At 40.3% G+C, this 18,207-nt stretch carries 12 protein-coding genes; 9 read left to right on the forward strand and 3 right to left on the reverse strand.

From position 1 onward, the window contains the following. Window positions 1-61: 61 nt before the first annotated feature. On the forward strand, window positions 62-1,036 hold the full coding sequence (locus C4F49_RS14275; protein WP_196936520.1) for a GlxA family transcriptional regulator: 975 nt from the start codon (window positions 62-64) through the stop codon (window positions 1,034-1,036). Between the two features lie 194 nt (window positions 1,037-1,230). Beyond that, entirely contained in the window at window positions 1,231-1,947 is a 717-nt protein-coding gene (locus C4F49_RS14280) for a DUF2071 domain-containing protein (RefSeq protein WP_196936521.1), read from the forward strand. A gap of 236 nt (window positions 1,948-2,183) precedes the next feature. Here the strand turns inward: C4F49_RS14280 and C4F49_RS14285 are convergent, their stop codons facing one another. Together C4F49_RS14285 and C4F49_RS14290 are read right to left on the reverse strand one after the other, a co-directional pair. Next, entirely contained in the window at window positions 2,184-2,645 is a 462-nt protein-coding gene (locus C4F49_RS14285) for a hypothetical protein (RefSeq protein ID WP_196936522.1), read from the reverse strand. 174 nt (window positions 2,646-2,819) lie between these two features. Continuing rightward, window positions 2,820-4,109, reverse strand: coding sequence for a DEAD/DEAH box helicase (locus tag C4F49_RS14290; protein ID WP_196936523.1), 1,290 nt, complete (start codon window positions 4,107-4,109; stop codon window positions 2,820-2,822). 212 nt (window positions 4,110-4,321) lie between these two features. Here C4F49_RS14290 and nagA point away from each other — a divergent pair, with 212 nt between their 5' ends. The 5 genes from nagA (at window position 4,322) to C4F49_RS14315 (ending at window position 12,274) form a co-directional block, all read left to right on the forward strand. Further along, entirely contained in the window at window positions 4,322-5,524 is a 1,203-nt protein-coding gene (gene nagA, locus C4F49_RS14295) for an N-acetylglucosamine-6-phosphate deacetylase (RefSeq protein WP_196936524.1), read from the forward strand. Between the two features lie 7 nt (window positions 5,525-5,531). Beyond that, window positions 5,532-6,599 (forward strand): LacI family DNA-binding transcriptional regulator, encoded by a 1,068-nt coding sequence (locus tag C4F49_RS14300; RefSeq protein ID WP_196936525.1) that lies wholly within the window; start codon window positions 5,532-5,534, stop codon window positions 6,597-6,599. Window positions 6,600-6,843: 244 nt separating this feature from the next. Then, on the forward strand, window positions 6,844-8,349 hold the full coding sequence (locus tag C4F49_RS14305) for a beta-N-acetylhexosaminidase (protein WP_196936526.1): 1,506 nt from the start codon (window positions 6,844-6,846) through the stop codon (window positions 8,347-8,349). A gap of 35 nt (window positions 8,350-8,384) precedes the next feature. Next, complete coding sequence (locus C4F49_RS14310; protein WP_196936527.1) at window positions 8,385-10,943, forward strand: family 20 glycosylhydrolase; 2,559 nt, start codon at window positions 8,385-8,387, stop codon at window positions 10,941-10,943. 8 nt (window positions 10,944-10,951) lie between these two features. Then, window positions 10,952-12,274, forward strand: a complete 1,323-nt coding sequence (locus tag C4F49_RS14315) for a sugar MFS transporter (protein ID WP_196936528.1) — start codon at window positions 10,952-10,954, stop codon at window positions 12,272-12,274. On the opposite strand, the gene C4F49_RS14320 is transcribed toward C4F49_RS14315, so the two are convergent. Beyond that, window positions 12,267-13,310 (reverse strand): LacI family DNA-binding transcriptional regulator, encoded by a 1,044-nt coding sequence (locus tag C4F49_RS14320; protein ID WP_196936529.1) that lies wholly within the window; start codon window positions 13,308-13,310, stop codon window positions 12,267-12,269. The genes C4F49_RS14315 and C4F49_RS14320 overlap by 8 nt on opposite strands. A 392-nt stretch (window positions 13,311-13,702) precedes the next feature. Between C4F49_RS14320 and C4F49_RS14325 the strand changes: the two genes are divergently transcribed. Together C4F49_RS14325 and C4F49_RS14330 are read left to right on the forward strand one after the other, a co-directional pair. Beyond that, window positions 13,703-16,801: a SusC/RagA family TonB-linked outer membrane protein gene (locus tag C4F49_RS14325; protein WP_196936530.1), complete on the forward strand. Its 3,099-nt coding sequence runs from the start codon at window positions 13,703-13,705 to the stop codon at window positions 16,799-16,801. Between the two features lie 11 nt (window positions 16,802-16,812). Next, entirely contained in the window at window positions 16,813-18,186 is a 1,374-nt protein-coding gene (locus tag C4F49_RS14330; RefSeq protein WP_196936531.1) for a RagB/SusD family nutrient uptake outer membrane protein, read from the forward strand. Window positions 18,187-18,207 lie beyond the last annotated feature (21 nt).

The raw sequence follows: 18,207 nt of genomic DNA on the forward strand, positions 1-18,207 counted from the left end.
TCTTAGGGGTAGATTATGACAAAACAAATGTATATCTTGCAGTATACTAATTCGAAATCTTATGCGAATTTCTGTCTATGTGCCCGAGTATGGAGCAATTGAAGGTGTTACGCCTCCATTTAGGTGTTTTCAGACTGCCAATGATTTTTTAACAGCATTTGGCAAAAAGCCTATTTTTGAAGTCGAATATGTGGGACTGCATCATCAGGTTCCCGCGAATGATGGGGAGTATAGCATAAAAACAAACCGATTGCTTAAAGATGTATCTTCAACCGATTTGCTTATTATTCCTCCCATCTTTGGGGATGTCGGCAAATGCTTAAAAGCGAATGCGAAAGCAATTCCTTATTTGAAAAAACTGCATGAACAGGGTACGAGCCTTGCCAGCTTGTGCATCGGTGCATTTCTTTTGGCAGAAACAGGCTTGCTCGATGGGAAGACCTGTTCGACGCATTGGGCGTATGTCAATGAATTTAAAGCCCGCTATCCTTCTGTTGAGGTAGAGGATGGGGCAATTATTACGGAATATGACTCAATCTATAGTAGCGGCGGGGCGAATAGTTTGTGGAATTTATTGCTGTACTTGGTTGAAAAGTTTGCGGATCGGCAAACGGCGGTTTTGATCTCTAAATATTTTGCACTGGATATTAGCCGGGACAGCCAGTCGCAATTTGCTATTTTCAATGGACAGCGGAATCATGGGGATTCGGATATTCAGAAGGTGCAGGATTATATCGAGAAAAAATATACGGAGAAATTAACGATCGATACATTGGCTGACCTGATTCCTTCGGGACGCCGTACGTTCGAAAGGCGATTTAAGGAAGCGACGAACAATACGCCTGTGGCTTATATCCAGCGAGTGCGGATTGAAGCGGCGAAAGCGTTCTTTGAGGCATCGAAAAAGAATGTGAGCGAAATTATGTTCGATGTGGGGTATACGGATACGAAGGCTTTTCGGGATATTTTTAAGAAGCATACGGGTCTGACGCCGATTGAGTATAGGAATAGGTTTTCGGTAGGCAGTAAGCTTTAGGCGGTAGGCGGTAGGCGATAGGCAGTAGGCTTTAGGCTGTAAGCCGTAAGAGACAGACTTTGGGGTTGTTAGATTTGATTGAGAAACATGGAGGGATGTTGTTGAGCGGATTTCACCATCACAAAATTCAATAATTTTTAATTTGATTTTGTAAATTCGATTTGTAGAATACGTATTCCTAAAAACTGATAAAGATGAAAATCCCTGCGATACACGGATATATCGATCGACGAATTTTGATAAACTTTACGGCTGACCCAAAGTCGGTTGAAAAAATTCTTCCTTATCCCTTTAAGCCAAAATTATATAAAGATAAAGCTATTGTTGGCATTTGCCTGATTAGGTTAAAGGATATTAAACCGAAGGGCTTGCCTAATTGTTTTGGTGTAAGTTCTGAAAACGGTGCTCATCGAATCGCTGTCGAGTGGGTAGAGGAAGGTGAGAAAAAGTCTGGTGTTTACATTCCTAGAAGAGATACTTCTTTACGTTTAAATACCCTAGTCGGTGGGAGATTATTTCCTGGAAAGCATCATCTGGCAGCGTTTAATGTCCAGGAGGAAAATGGAAGCTATCATATCGATTTTAAAAGTTCTGATCAAACAGAAATTGCCATAGATGCTGTTGAAACTGAGGAACTGAATGCTCAATCTGTTTTCGAAACATTGAGCAATGCTTCGGCTTTTTTTGAAGCTGGCGATCTTGGTTATTCACCGAATAATAACAAATTTGATGGGCTTAGGCTAAAGGCTTATCAATGGAAAGTCAAGGCGCTTGCGGTGTCAAAAGTCAAATCTAGTTTTTTTGAGAATGAAGAAATTTTCCCGAAACGTTCTGTTGTATTTGACAATGCTTTACTAATGGAAAATATAGAGCATGAATGGAAGAGTGAAAGGACTATTGTCGGTGTTTAAAGAAATTATTAATAGAAAATCTATAAAATTAAACTCTTAAACAAGAGAATGATAACTATAGCTCAACTATTCAATACAAAAACTGTTATCATCTACAAGGATCTGAAAATGGGTATGTTATAGGAATTGATGATCAAGGAAATGTTTAAGCGATTCCATATGACAGTTTGCCTAAACTTTTTTTAACCAGAGTCAATTGCTAATTTGAAGGAGTAGGGTTTAAAAGTCTTCACAAATTAAAATTCAGTACTATCTATATATGGATCAGATTTATATATAAATTTCCAATCGTTATTCACTTTTTGATACCAATAGGTAATGTTCTGGTCGTTTGCTGTTTTCCAGGTCACTTCTCGAATAAGGATAGGAGTTTTAGGAGGGTTTTTTGGAAAGATTTCGTCTTCCGAAAAATAATTTCGTAGTTCGATTCTAAAATCACCGCCCCAATTTGCTTTATCTAAATCGTATTGAATATCAATCTGGGGTTTGTACTCAGCGACTAACTTATCTAATGTAAAACGTGAAACTTGGGTTGTGTCCAGATAGACAGCTTTTGCTTCTTTCGTTGTGTCTTGTTCTGTTTCAAGCATTGGGTTTCCATTTACTGAAGCTTTTTGATCTTGAGAATTTGGATTTGCACAAGAAATAGCAATCCATATTTGAGTAACGGCCACGATAATTAGAAGTGATACTTTCATTTCAATTAGACTTTCTCTCTTTTCATTTGTATTAAAATTACTCAAATATTTCAGATTCGTCGATATTTGAGAGAGCAGATTATTGGATATAAAAAAAATATCTATCGATAACCTGATCAAAATAAAAAAGCACAGGAACTACCTGTGCTTTTTATATCTCCTAAAGAAATAACCTTATCCCTTTTTCTTTTTCATGGTCATTTTAGCTTTTGTGCCGGCGCCATAGTTATAGGTTTTGCTATTGCTTTCCTTTTTCTTGTGGAAAGCGCCGCCTTGTGTTTCGTCGAGGCTATTTTTTTTGCTAGACTTTTTTTCGTCCTTGGCAATGCTATACACGATCAGTTTGTCGGGAAGATCCATCACTGGGATTCGGTCTCCCAATGCTTGTTCGATTTTCTTGATTTCTGGCAATTCTAAATCCGTGGCGAATGTAATTGCGATTGTCTCATCCTCATCATTGGTTTTTACCATTCGAGCAAGGAATGTTTCTTTATTTTCCGGCACTTCGAAGTGGAAAATAAATGGTATTCCGCTAAGGTCTAGGGTACTTGTGCCTTCATTTGCAATAAATAGAATACGGCATTCAGGAGTCTGCTTGAAATCATTGATTTCATCAAATCCTGCATCATCAAAAAATAATGGATGCAATACAGCGACTTCACCCGCCTTTTTGCTATGGATGCTTTGGCTTAGTTTCTGAGCAGTCAAGCGACTATTGACGAATACAACGACTTTATCAAATACTTCATCGTCGCGCAACAACAGATTTAGCAAGTTAATCTTTGTGGTGAAATTCGGAACCTGATACAGCATAAGCTCATGTGTTTCAGCAGATTTTTCTCCTAATTCGTCAACTTCGATGATGGTAGGAAAAGGCATAAAAGGATCCAGCATTAAATGCAGTTTTTCATGTTCTACTGTGCTGAAAGCCAAGTATTGCACTTTACCACAGCTTTGTGCCAATTCCCGAACCGGGGTTTGCATTCCCTGTTTGATAATTTCTTCTGCATCATCGACGATAAACGTCTGTATACGGTTTAAATTGAGTCCCAGCTTAAGGTAAACCGCACGCGCACGGTTGGGCGTAGCCACAACGATATCCACTCCAGCCACTAAATCCTCAATCTCTTCCTCCATACTGCCACTTGTTTTTAGCCCCATGATGGCTAGGCTTTTATTTTTGCTGACAGCTTCGAAACGTTCAACGATTTCATTGATCCGCTCTTGATTCGGAGCCAAAACCAAGACTTTGGGCGCTTCATCGTTTGTGTATTTAAGACGCATTAAAACTCCCAGAACGTAGGTTGTCGTTTTTCCTGCACCTTCAGGAGCGATGCCAATAATATCCTGTCCGCCGATAATGCGTGACATGGATTTTAGTTGGATTTCCTTTGCAGAAAGATAGCCTAGCTCGGAGATGTTGGCATGCAAACGCTTGCTGAGTTTTAATTTATCTAAAGACACGTGTATTGTATTAATTGAATAAAGGGCAAAGTTAGGTAAATTATTTAAGCTTTATGCTTTAAGCCGTTGGCTTTAGGGGGTAAGGGTTGGGTTCTTATTTAAATACGTAAAGTTTATTGGCTACTGCCAAAAGCTTTTTTTGTTTTATAAGACAATAATTTATATTTTCGTGTACGTTAACGTTTTTATAAATCCTACAGCTTAAACTCGATATGCATAAAAAATTAATCCATAATGGACAAGTGATTACTCCGGAAGGCATTCTATCCAATGGATATGTGTATGTGGTTTCGGGTAAAATCGTGGGGGTCGGTGATGGGATTATTGAAGTTTCGGATGATGTAGAACGCATTGATGCTCAAGGGCTCTATATTTCTCCTGGATTTATAGACATTCATGTGCATGGAGGTGGCGGTGCTGATTTTATGGACGGAACGGTCGAAGCATTTTTGAAAGTTGCAGAAACTCATGTGAACTATGGAACAACAGCTTTAAGTCCCACGACGTTGACAAGCCATGTAGAAGATCTTTTTTCGATTTTGGACGCTTATGCCGTTGCCAATGAGCGCAATACGAAAGGTGCTCAATTTATTGGAGTCCATTTAGAAGGGCCTTATTTTTCGATGAACCAGCGTGGCGCACAAAATCCAAAGTTTATTCGGAATCCAGATCCAGAAGAATATAAGCGGATTTTGGATTATTCAGATGCTATTGCACGCTGGAGCGCAGCGCCTGAATTGCCTGGTGCATTGGAGTTTGGGAAATACGTAAAATCAAAAGGGAAAATCTTGGCTTTAGCCCATACAGACGCTATTTACGAGGAAGTGTTGGAGGGATTTAATCATGGATTTACCTTGGCGACACACTTTTATTCGGCCATGTCTGGGGTCACCCGTCGAAATGCTTACCGGTATGCCGGTGCTGTCGAAGCGGGTTACCTGATTGATGAGATGGACGTTGAAATTATTGCCGATGGCATACATGTTCCGGCTCCTTTGCTTCAATTGGTCGTTAAGATTAAAGGAGCTGACCGGATTGCATTGGTTACTGATGCGATGCGTTCGGCAGGAATGCCAGAAGGAGAGAGTGTGTTGGGGAATATCGAAACGGGTTTGAAAGTGCTTGTGGAAGATGGAGTTGCTAAGCTAAGCGACCGATCTGCGTTTGCCGGAAGTGTTGCAACAGCCGATCGGCTAGTGCGGACGATGATTCGCGAAGCGAAAGTTTCTCTGGAGGATGCTGTAAAGATGATGACAGCAACGCCTGCGCGAATCGTTGGTCTTTCTGAAAAGAAAGGCTCATTGGAACCTGAAAAGGATGCCGATATTGTTTTATTTGATCAAGATATTCAAGTGAAACTAACTATGGTTGGAGGAATTGTGTTGCATTATCAGCTAAATAAACAATCTAAGTAAAGAATTAATGAAGGAAAACCAAGAGAAGCCGTTGATTGGCGTTAAAGAAATTGCTCGCAGAGCGAATGTGTCAATTGCGACTGTCGATCGCGTATTGCATAAACGTTCTGGGGTTTCCAAAGCAACGAAAGAAAAGATAGAGGCGATTATTGCAGAACTCAATTACCAGCCTAATATTTTTGCGCGCACCTTGTCATCCAATAAGACGCTTAAAATAGCGGCGCTTTTACCTAAAGCTTCGCCTGAGTCTGCATTTTGGAATGCTCCACTGGAAGGAATCCAACAAGCAGCGTCAGAAATAAGCCCTTATGGCTTAGGTATAGATGTCTTTCTATTCGACCAAAATGATAAGAACACATTTGAATCTCAAGCAAATGCCATATTGGAAAAAGATTATCAGGCCGTTTTATTAGCGCCGATGTTTATGGCAAAGGCCAAAAAATTTATACAGTCTTGCCATCAGTCCGCTATTCCGTATGTGTTTATCAATTCGGATATTCCAGGTCAAGATAGTTTGGCGTATTACGGACCTGATTTATTTCAAAGCGGGTATATGGGCGGGCATTTGTTGCGCTACATTGTCCCTGCATCGGCTAATGTTTTGTTGGTCAATATTTCAAAAGAGATTGATGCACATCATCATTTGTTGCGAAAAGAAGAAGGAGTAAGGGAATACTTTTCGGAACATGAACTTTCTCAGGAATTGCACCGACTGGATATTCGCAATACGGATTATGTATTTATTGCAAAAGCATTGGATCAGTTTTTTGCTTCGCAACACGATATCACAGCGATCTTTGTCACAAACTCACGCGTTTCTTCAGTTGCCAAATACCTGGAGGAACGTGGATTAAGTCATTTGACCTTAGTTGGGTTTGACTTTTTGCCTGAAAATATTGAGTACCTGAAAACAAATGTGATTGATTTTTTGATCTGCCAGAAACCTTATGAGCAGGGTTACAAAGGAATTATGGCCTTGTACCAGCATTTAATCCATCATATCGATCCAAAAAAGGTGAATTTTATGCCCATAGATGTAATTTCTAGGGAAAATTATATGTTTTACACGAATTAAGTCTGTAGACAATCTAAAAAAGATTTTTTACTGATAATTTTTGTTTAATAAATCATTTTATTTATATTCGTTAACGTTACCGTAAATTATAAATACAAAACAATCTCGGTTATATCCAATTTGTTTTGCCTGTTTTGAGCAATGATGCACAAAACAAATCATCAACTAAAGCTTTGTACTTAACCTAAACAGCATGTTTAAGCAATTCAATTTATTAGTATCCATTCTTGCACTTATCCTAATTATGAGGCAGCCTGTTTTTTCGCAAACAAAACCTCTTCATGATTTTGCCGTTAAAGGTTTTCATTTGGATTTGCGGATTCAAGTGATGCCAATGCCTGCGCTAAAAGCGTTCGCAAAGAAATTAAGCGAAAATGGGATCAATACATTAGTTATGGAATGGGAAGCTTCTTATCCATTCGAGAAGCATCCGTTGATTGCCAATCGATTTGCTTATTCGCGCGAGGAAGTCAAAAAATTTATTGCTTACTGTGCTGAATTGGGAATAGATGTGATTCCGCTGCAACAAAGTTTTGGTCATGTGGAATATATTCTGAGAAACTACGAATATAAAGAATTGCGGGAAGATCAAAAGGACTATTCGCAAATCAATCCTTTAAAAGAAGACTTAGCAAAAGCATTGTTTACCGACCTCTATCGTGATCTAATCTCAACGCATACGTCTGAATACATACATATTGGGGGAGATGAAACCTATTTATTAGGTCATTCTGAAGCTTCAAAAAAGAAAGTGGCAGAAGTGGGCAAAGGCCGTTTGTATGGTGATTACATCAAATTGCTTTGTGATCTAGTCGTTAGTTTGGGGAAACGTCCAGTCTTATGGGCGGATATCGCTTTGAAATATCCGGATGCTTTAGAAGGATTGCCAAAAGAAACTGTTTTTGTTGATTGGAATTATGGTTGGGATATCAATATGTTCGGAGACCATTCCAACCTGATGAAGAGCGGATTTGAAGTTTGGGGCGCACCGTCAATCCGTAGCCATCCTGACAATTATTTTTTGACGCAATGGGAAAAACATTTCACCAATATTCACGATTTTATTCCAATTGCCCGCGACTTTGGTTATAAAGGAATGATCATGACGTCATGGTCAACTTCAGGACTTTATGCCCCACTGTGGGAATCGACAAGAGATATTGTCGACCTATACACCATTCGAAGAGTTTATCCAATCTCTGGTTTTTCAATGCTAATCGATGCATTCTTTACGGGAGTAAATACTGCAGAACCATTAGATATCAATGGCTTTATCATCCGATACGCAAAAAAACAATACGGATTTACAGATCAGCAAGCCACTGATTTTTGGAATGCTTTGCGAGCGGCACCTTACGAGGTGACGCAAGGGAAAGTGGTTTCTCCATCTGAAATTTCTATTGAAGCAGTTTTAGATACGGCGAGAAGTTCTTCAGCTACGCTGAAAAAACTAACTCCCAAATCAAATGCGGCCGAGTTTGAGCACTATCGGCTTATGGCTGATATCCGCGTGCAATATTTGACTTACTATGCAATTGAGATTGAAGCCAATTCTCCCCAGTTTAGGAGCTCATCTATTCCTGATTTATTGAAAAGATTGGAAGCTTTAGACACAAAAGGTTTAGATAAGCGTTTTGAAAAACTGAACAAGCATGTGTTGTATCCTGCCGAAATTGCTCAAGAAAAGGAATTACGCAATAGTAAAATCAGGTTGCTGCATCAGCGTCTTTCTAACAATAAAGTAAATTAATCATCCTCGACTACGATACGTTTTAACCATAAACTATGAAAATAACGATTAGCATTGCGTTGCTTCTGTTTTTAGGAATTGCTACAGGAAAAGCTTCGAATTTAGATACATTGTCGCTGCAAGTCAGTTGGCAACCGATAGAGAACAACTACTTGGGAAAGGAGCAGGCACTTTCTGTTATCACGATTAAAAATAGCAGCAATCAAGCTTTGCCTGCAACAGGATGGAAATTGTATTTCAATTTTATCCGCATTATGAGCGCGAATGACGAGCGCCCGGCCTTCGATGTTACGCATGTGAATGGTGATTTATTCTATTTTAAAGCGAACGCTAATTTTTCAGGCTTAGCAATCGGTGAGGAAGTTCGATATGAATTGATTTCCAATTCTTGGCTAGTCAATTTAAATGATAGTCCGCAGGGGTTTTACTTGGTTTGGGATGATGGACGAATACAGCCTTTGCCAAAAGTGAAGATTCTTCCTCCTGTTGACGAAAAGAAATTTTACCGTGTTGGAGGCGATGCAGAAGAATCTGCTGAACATATTTTCAAACAGAATGCCACTATACAGCAAGCTGGAACTAGCGTAAAAAAAATATTTCCATCTCCGGTTGAGTATCAAGAGCACAAAGGAAGTTTTAAGATATCGAAGGCAACAGGAATTCAATTTGATGCAATTTTTCAGAAGGAAGTTGGTCTATTGCAAACCGAATTATCTGCTCTTTTAGGAAATTCTCTGCCAATCCATGTTTCTTCGCAAAAAGCGAAAAATAGCATCCATTTTGTAAGCAGTCCAGATTTAGGAAAGGAGGCTTATCGTTTAGAAGTAAAAAAAGAGGGCATAACCATTGAGGCGAGTGCAGGCGCTGGTGCATTTTATGCAATCCAATCATTGAAAACATTGATCGATCCAGCAGCATACGCAACAGAAAGACAAACAGCAATTCAGATTCCATGCGTTTCCATATACGATGAACCACGATTTGGGCGAAGGGCATTTATGCTAGATGTGGCTCGGAATTTTCAAACGAAAGACCAAATTAAAAAACTGCTGGATGTGATGGCGTTGTACAAGTTAAATACATTGCATTTTCACTTAAACGATGACGAAGGATGGCGTTTAGAGATTTTGGCTTTGCCAGAATTGACTTCTGTAGGCAGTCAGCGAGGCCACTTATCCGGTACTGATCGTTCACATCTTCCAGCATCTTACGGTTCGGGTCCGGTAACCGGTGAGCATTCGGGGAGCGGATATTACAGCAGAAAAGATTTTATCGAGCTATTGGCGTACGCGACGGCGAGGCATATTCAAATTATTCCTGAAATCGAAACTCCAGGTCATGCGCGGGCCGCGATCAAATCTATGCAAGCGAGACATGATCGATTGCTGTCGGAAGGAAAACCTGAGGAAGCTAGAAAATATTTGTTACGAGATACGAGCGATCGTTCAGTCTACCGTTCGGTTCAAAAATGGAATGACAACGTGATGGATGTGTCGATGCCATCGGTTTACAATTTTTTGGAAGTAGTGACAGAAGATATAGTGAGCATCTACAAAGAAGCTGGCGCATATTTAGAAACCATACATTTTGGAGGGGATGAGGTTCCTCAAGGTGTTTGGGAACAATCGCCATCGGTAGAGCGCTTGTTAGCGACAGACGCTAGCGTTAAAAGTAAAGATCAACTTTGGGACTACTTTTTCAACAAAGTCTATCACATTCTGGCGAAACATGATTTATACTTGTCGGGTTGGGAGGAAGTAGGTTTGTACAAAGTCACTGATGCGAATGGCAAAAAGAGTTGGGGGCCTAATAAGGCGTTTAATGACCGCAATATCCATTTAAATGTGTGGAATAACCTTTTGGGAAATGAAGATTTAGCCTATCGATTAGCCAATGCAGGCTATAAAGTTGTCTTGTCATTTGTCAATAATTTTTACATGGATATGTCTTACTACAAACGATTTGACGAGCCTGGTTTTTATTGGGGAGGATTCATTGGACTGGACAAACCATTCAGTTTTATTCCATATGATTACCTGAAGAATCAGCAGAAGAATTACTTAGGCAGACAATTGAGTCCTAAAGTGTTGCAAGAATCTGCGAAATTAACCGAGGCAGGAAAAAAGAATATCGTTGGTATCCAAGCTTTATTATGGTCAGAGACAATCAAGACACCTGAATCAATGGAGTTTATGGTTTTTCCTCGAGTATTGGCGTTTGCTGAAAAGGCATGGGCAAAAGAGGCCGGCTGGGAAACACAACTGGATAGCCTTAAAGCCGATCAAGCTTATCGAAAATCACTGGGTGAGTTTTATGCTGTTTTAGGTAAGCAAGAACTGAAACGTTTGGATAATTACCATGGTGGATTTGCTTATCGGATTCCATCTCCAGGTCTAGCCGTTATTGATGGTCAAGTTCATGCAAATTTAGAATTGCCGGGTTTTACAATCCGCTATACGACTGACGGAACATTGCCTACTGCACAAAGCGCGGTTTACTCAAAGCCTATTCCGTTTAAAGAAGGATTGCAATTTAGCGCATTCAACGAACAGGGCAGAAGCAGTCAAGTTTCTTTAGTTCATTCTGATAATTAATCTGAAGTATGAAAAATAAAGCACAAGCCGTTTTGGCTAAGTCATTAAGCAAAAGAGATGCAGTTATCTCAATGTTTATTATTGGATTGTTGTTTTTTATTTTTGGATTTGTTACCTGGATCAATGCAATCCTGATTCCGTATTTCAAGATAGCCTGCGAACTCAATAATTTCGAATCCTATTTAGTCGCGTTTGCCTTTTACATTGCCTACCTCGTGATGTCGTTGCCGGCGGCCTATATCTTAAAGCGCATAGGTTTCAAGCGGGGAATGATGTTGGGGTTCTGGGCTATGGCGATCGGAGCGGCTTTGTTTGTTCCGGCAGGATTCGGACGCATTTATCCGCTGTTCTTAACTGGATTATTTACGTTAGGTATTGGGCTTGCGATTTTGCAGACTGCAGCAAACCCGTACATCACAATCTTGGGCGACAAAGAACGCGCGGCGCAGCGATTCAGTATTATGGGGATCTGCAACAAGTTGGCAGGGATTATTGCGCCTCTGCTTTTTGCTGCAGTGATTTTGAAGCCTACAGATAATGAGCTTTTCAATCAGATCAACTTGATGCAGGGTCTAGAAAAAGAACAAGCCTTGGATGAGTTAATTGCACGTGTTATAGTTCCCTATGCTGTAGTTTCTGTGGTGCTGTTGCTTCTAGGCTTTTTTGTCCGTTATTCGCCTTTGCCAGAAATTGATACCGAAACAGAAGACGAAGAGATTCTAGTTTCGAATGCAGGAAAGAAAAGTATTCTTGATTTTCCGCATTTGGTATTAGGAAGCGTAGCGATTTTTTTTCACGTAGGTTCGCAGGTTATTGCCGTGGATAGCATTATCAACTATGTTTCAGAAACAGGAGTTCCTTTTCTTGAAGCAAAAGTATTTCCTTCGTATACCTTAACTGCTACGATTATTGGTTATTTATTGGGAATTACATTAATACCTAAATTATTAAGCCAATTGACTGCTTTGAAAATATGTACGGTATTGGGATTGATTTTTAGCTTCTTTGTTATTTTCCTGCAGGGAGAAATCAGCTTGTTTGGTCATACGACAGATGTGTCGGTCTGGTTTATTGTGCTGTTGGGCTTTGCGAATTCGATGATTTGGGCGGGAGTTTGGCCTTTGGCGCTCGACAATTTGGGCCGTTTTTTGAAAGTGGGAGCGTCGCTGCTCATTATGGCATTATGCGGAAATGCGATTATGCCTTTGCTGTATGGCTATTTTGCAGATGTGTATTCATTGAAACTGGCTTATTGGGTATTAGTTCCGTGCTATGTGTACCTTTTGTATTATGCTTTTTATGGGCATAAAGTGAAACGCTGGACTATTTAGCGATGCCTTTTGTCGATTCCCGAATTACTAATTCGGTTTTCAGGGTAATGATTTGATAATCGATAATATCCGAATCACTGTCTTCAATCTGACCGATCAGTAATTTAGCGGCAGCTTCACCCATTTGAAAAGCTCGGTCATTAATCGTTGTCAGATTTGGCTCAATAATTTTAGATATCGGGTAATCACTAAAGCCAACTACAGCTACTTGATCAGGAATACTGATTTTATGTTTGTTTAAAACCTGAACCATGCTTGCTGCCGTATAGTCATTCGCGCAGAAAACGCCATCTGGAAGCTCATCCAACTCAAGTAATTCGTTTGCACATTTCACACCTTCTTCGTAACGCAAATTCGCCGTCTCTTTAATTAGCTCCTCATGAATCGGCAGGTCATTTGCTTTTAAAGCAGCCTTAAAACCTTCTAGCCGTGAACGGAAAATGCCAGTAGATTGATTCCCGGCAATATGCGCAAGGCGCTTGCATCCCGTTTGGATAAGATGTTCGGTCGCGACATAGGCCGACTCAAAATCATTGATCATGACTTTGTTAGTTTCAAAAGCATCTGGCGTCCGGTCGTAAAAAACCAAAGGGATTTTTGAATTCGTCAATTTCTTGAGGTGGTCGTAATTCTTAGTTTCCATTGCCAGGCACATAATAATTCCCTCGACCATTTTCGTCTGCAATATTTTAACGATTTCTTTTTCCCGTTTGTAAGAGTCTTGAGATTGGAAAATAGTCACATGATAACCTGTTTTATAAGCGAACTCTTCGATCCCGCTAATGACACGCGAGTGAAAATCAATGTCTATTCGAGGGACAATTACACCTAAAGATTTGGTTTTTTTGCTCCTAAAACTTGAAGCAATGGAATTGGGAGTGAAGCCTAGCTTTTCCGCCTTTTCATTCACCATCCGTTTGGTCGCTTCGCTAATTCCCGGATGATTCGCCAATGCGCGTGAAATGGTCGAGGCCGAAAGATTTAATTCTTCCGCCAGATCCGTAATCGTGACGCGCGTTTCCCGTTTCTTTTTCATGTCTAATCGAACTTATTATCCCATCCTTTTCAGCAGAGGAATCGAACTGATCGAAATTATCTATTAATCCCGAAGATATGTAAATCTTTTGTTTTCTCTATGCATTGTGCATATAAACGTACCGTTAACAAAGAAAGTATAACAAACGTTTGCATTAAAATTATAAATATTTGTGTTCAATTTTAAATAATTTATATTAATTTTTATCCTCTAAAATCATATTAAATGAGTTATTATATTGTTTTATAGTCGTTTTGTAGCTTTGTATAATTGTTTTCAACTAAAAATAACTTGTAAATAATCAATGCAAACATTTGCATAATTAATTGTGATAAGTTATATTTGATTATACATTACTCTAATGCTTTATTGATCCTAAAAAATTACAACTTATGAGTGTAACTATTAACCTAACCCATCCTCGTTCAAATCGAATTAGGATATTAGAAAGTTTAATTTTCCTTTTGCTGTTTGGGCTCCTCTGGATTCAGCCTGTATTTGCACAAACAAAATCAATTTCCGGAAAGGTCATTGATCTCGATACAGGACAGCCTGTTTTGGGTGTGAATATTTTTGTGAAGGGGACAACAAATGGTACAAGCTCCGGCGAAGGGGGACAATACACCTTATCGGGTGTTTCGACCGGAAACATATTGACTTTTTCGATATTGGGGTATGCTTCTCAAGAAATTACAGTCGGTGCGCAACAGACAATCAATGTATCTCTTCAATCATCGACCAATTCGATTGAAGAAATGGTTGTTGTGGGCTATGGTCGGCAAAAGAAAAGAAACCTAACCGGATCTGTTGTTTCTGTCGGATCGGAAGAAATTGACAAAACAGCCTTACAAGATCCGATATCTATCTTGCAAGGTCGTGCAGCTGGTGTGCAGGTCACTTCAAACTCTGGTGCGCCGGGCGGCGAAATGACCATCCGCGTACGTGGAAATTCCTCGTTAAACTCTGGTAACAATCCCTTGTTTGTTGTCGACGGAATACCGATTGAATCCAATTCGATTTCTTCATTAAATGGTTCTGAAAATTTTGGGTTAAATCCTTTAGCGGATTTAAATCCTACCGATATCGCGTCCATTGAAGTGTTGAAAGACGCGGCATCGACAGCGATTTATGGATCTCGCGCAGCGAATGGTGTGGTGATGATCACTACAAAGCGCGGTGCGGCAGGCAAACCAGAAGTAACAATGAATGTAACTACAGGATTAAGTGAGCTAAGCCGCAAATTAAGTGTCTTGAATGCTACGCAATACCGCCAATTGATTTTGGATTCGTATACGAATCTTGGAACAACGGAAGAGCCTTATTTTACGATCATCGATTCACTAAACCCGATGAACAATGGAGATGTGGATTGGCAAGAAGAATTGATGCGCACAGCCGCACAATATAAGGTTGATTTCGCGGTTCGTGGTGGCAATCAGAATACCAAATACGCTTGGAGTTCGTCGTACTTGGATCAAGATGGTGTTATTTTGAATTCAAACTACAAACGGATCACGTCTCGCTTAAATGTTGATTTCAATATTTCAGATAAGTTAACGGTCGGACAAAGCGTTTCATTTACCAATGGAACCAACAACAGGATCAATGCAGGAGGAGTGGGGAACCTCAGCGTAATCCGCGAGCTTTTAGTGCGCCCGCCAATTATGTCCATGTATTTACCTGACGGCTCATTAAATGGCTATTCGTTAGGAAGGCGTAATCCTGTCGGAATTGCACTTTATGCTACGCATTTAAATAAAAGCAACCGCTTGATTGGTAGCCAATATGTCGAATATGCGATTCTTCCAGAATTAAAGTTTCGAAGCAATTTGAACTTCGATTACATTTCGATGAAAGAAGATGAATTTATGCCTTCGATATTGGATTATCGGGAAGGATACAATACTGGAGCGGTCAGAAGTTCGGGCAACCTGACTTGGGGAAATGAAAGTTATTTCAGCTACAACAAAACAGTTGACCAAGTTCATAACTTTGGCGCTTTATTAGGATTAAGTTTTCAGAAATGGCGCTTTGACCGTACAGGATTAGATGGCATGTTTTTTCCTAGCGATGATATCCGCACATTGAATGCCGCAGGTGTTATTTCCAACCAAGGAATTAATGTTGCCTCAGAGCATGCGATGCTTTCTTACTTCGGACGCTTTTCTTACGATTATCAGTCGAAATATTTAGCTGAATTTAACTTAAGAGCCGATGGTTCTTCACGTTTCGGACGCGATCAACGATTTGGTTACTTCCCTTCAGCATCCGTTGGATGGCGGTTTTCGGAAGAGTCTGGTCTGGATGGGCTTGGCTTTCTGGATGATGGAAAGTTGCGCTTCAGTGCGGGTATGACGGGTAATGAAGCAATTGGAGATTATACATCGCAAGGTGAGTTTTCGTTAGGATCTAATTATTTGGATTTTTCAGGAGCTGCGCCAACCGTGATGCCAAATGCTGGATTGACTTGGGAAACCACGACACAATACAATGCTGGTTTGGACATGGCATTTTTAGCAAATCGCTTATCCTTGACTGTTGATTTGTATTTAAAAAACACCAAAGACTTATTGTACAACGTGCCAATCCCAAACACAACAGGATTTAATTACATCACTCAAAATATCGGAACGATCCAAAATAGAGGTGCTGAATTTTTAGTAACAAGTAAAAACCTAGTTGGTAAGTTTGGATGGAACAGTAATTTGAACATCAGTTTGAACCGCAACAAAGTTACTTCATTGCCCGAAAATCTATTGACCAACGGCTACATCCAAAACGGGAATTTCCATATCCTACAAGAAGGCTTGCCAATCGGCGTGTTCTATGGATGGGAATTTGATGGTGTGTATGCGCGCGATGAAGATAATGTCAATGGCGTAACGCATGGTGCTTTGGGTCCAGTCTTTGAAGGCGGTGATCCGATCTGGAGAGATTTAAATGGAGATAACATTATTAATCAAGATGACCGACAAATTATCGGTTATGCAGAGCCTAAATTTTTTGGAGGTATATCCAATGATTTTAGCTACAAAAACTTCTCGTTAAATGTGTTTTTCCAATTCTCTTATGGAAATGAAATTTACAGTGAAATCAACCATCAGCGCAATTCAGTCGTTCGCTACAACAACCTATCGACGGATGCGTTGAGCAGATGGCGCGAGCAAGGCGATATAACAAACTTTCCAAAACCGGTACGCGATGATCCTAAGCAATCAGACAGCCGTGTGCAAAGCAGATGGGTAGAAGATGGATCGTACATTAAATTGAAAAACGTCAATTTACGCTATTCATTTGCTCCCGACCTTGTTAAGCGAATCGGTTTGTACAGGCTAGATGCATTTGTAACTGCCAGCAATTTAATTACCTGGACGAAATACACTGGATTTGATCCAGATGTCAATTCGTATTCGGGACTTCGAGTTGGTGTAGATGAGGGTTCTTATCCTCAGAGCCGCACATTTATTTTCGGATTAAATATTGGCCTTTAAAACTTATTAACATGAAAAAGATTAGTATACGAGTTTTAGGATGTGCTTTGCTATTGGCATTTGGATCCTGTTCAGACTCCCTATTAGATAAAGATCCGATCAGCAGTTTTTCTGCCAATGGATTCTACAAGAGTGCAAGCGATGCGCAAGCAGGTGTATATGGTATTTACAATTCGGTTCAGTCTACGTTTAGGCTTAACTTTGCTTATTGGGGCGAAGGACGTGCCGATGCTGTGCAGACCAATCATGCAGGCGACCCCTTTATGCTAAAGCAAAATGGATTGACTTCCATAATGACTTCATCCCGATGGGATAATTTGTACGTGATGATTAGTCGTGCGAATTATGCGATAAAATACATTCCGACAGTATTTGAAGGAGACGACAGTTCGCTAAGAAATCAATTGCTGGGTCAGTCACGTGCGCTGCGCGCATTGGCTTATTTCTATGCAGTTCGGGTTTGGGGCGATGTGCCACTTATTTTAGAACCTTATGAAAGCATCAATCAGGAACTATTCGTTAGCGTGACCAATCAGGAAACTATATTGAATCAGATTGAAGAAGACTTGATATTCGCGTCAGCAAATTGTGCAGCGAGTTATGGCGGTGAACGCAATCGCGTATTGATTACGAAAGGAGCGGCCGATGCACTCTTAACTCAATTGTACATGTGGCGCAAGGATTATGCGAAAGCCATTGAATCGGCTGATCGCGTGGTGGGTAATTCATTGTATTCATTGGTTTCGATGAGCAATTGGAATGATATCTTTTCGGCAGGCCTAAGCAACGAGAGTATTTTTGAAGTTGGTTACAACGAAGTACAGACGAATGCGCTTCGCGTGTTATATGCCATAGGGTCAGACAGCGATTATTTTCCAAGCGAAAGCTTCCGCAATTCGTTCGAGGACGGTGATTTGAGAAAAACCAAAATCTACGATATCACGCAGGCACAGCCTCGCAAAATCTGGAAATTCTTCGGCGAAGGTTTCAACGATGAAAGTGCAGATCCATCAGCAAATAATATTGTGTTGGTTCGTTTGGCAGACATTATGTTGCTGAAAGCTGAAGCTCATGCTAACTTAAATCAGGCAGACGAGGCGCTTACTTTATTGAACACGATCAGACGCCGCGCGGGTTTGGATGCCTTAGATGCGCAGAGCGCAACAGCACTATATGGCGATTTAGTTTCTGCAATTTTGCATGAACGATCGATCGAGCTTTGTTTCGAAGGACATCGCTGGTTTGATTTGGTTCGTACGGGACGTGCAATTCAGGTTATGGGTCCAATCAATGGATTGAGCGATGTGCGCAATCTTGTATGGCCTTTGCACGAAGATGCGATCAATAGAAATCCGAGTTTATCACAAAATGAGTTTTATAGATAACCTGAGAATTCAGGTTCTTAA

Origin of the sequence: Sphingobacterium hungaricum (assembly GCF_015210005.1) — a bacterium.
Taxonomy (GTDB): Bacteria; Bacteroidota; Bacteroidia; order Sphingobacteriales; family Sphingobacteriaceae; genus Sphingobacterium; species Sphingobacterium hungaricum.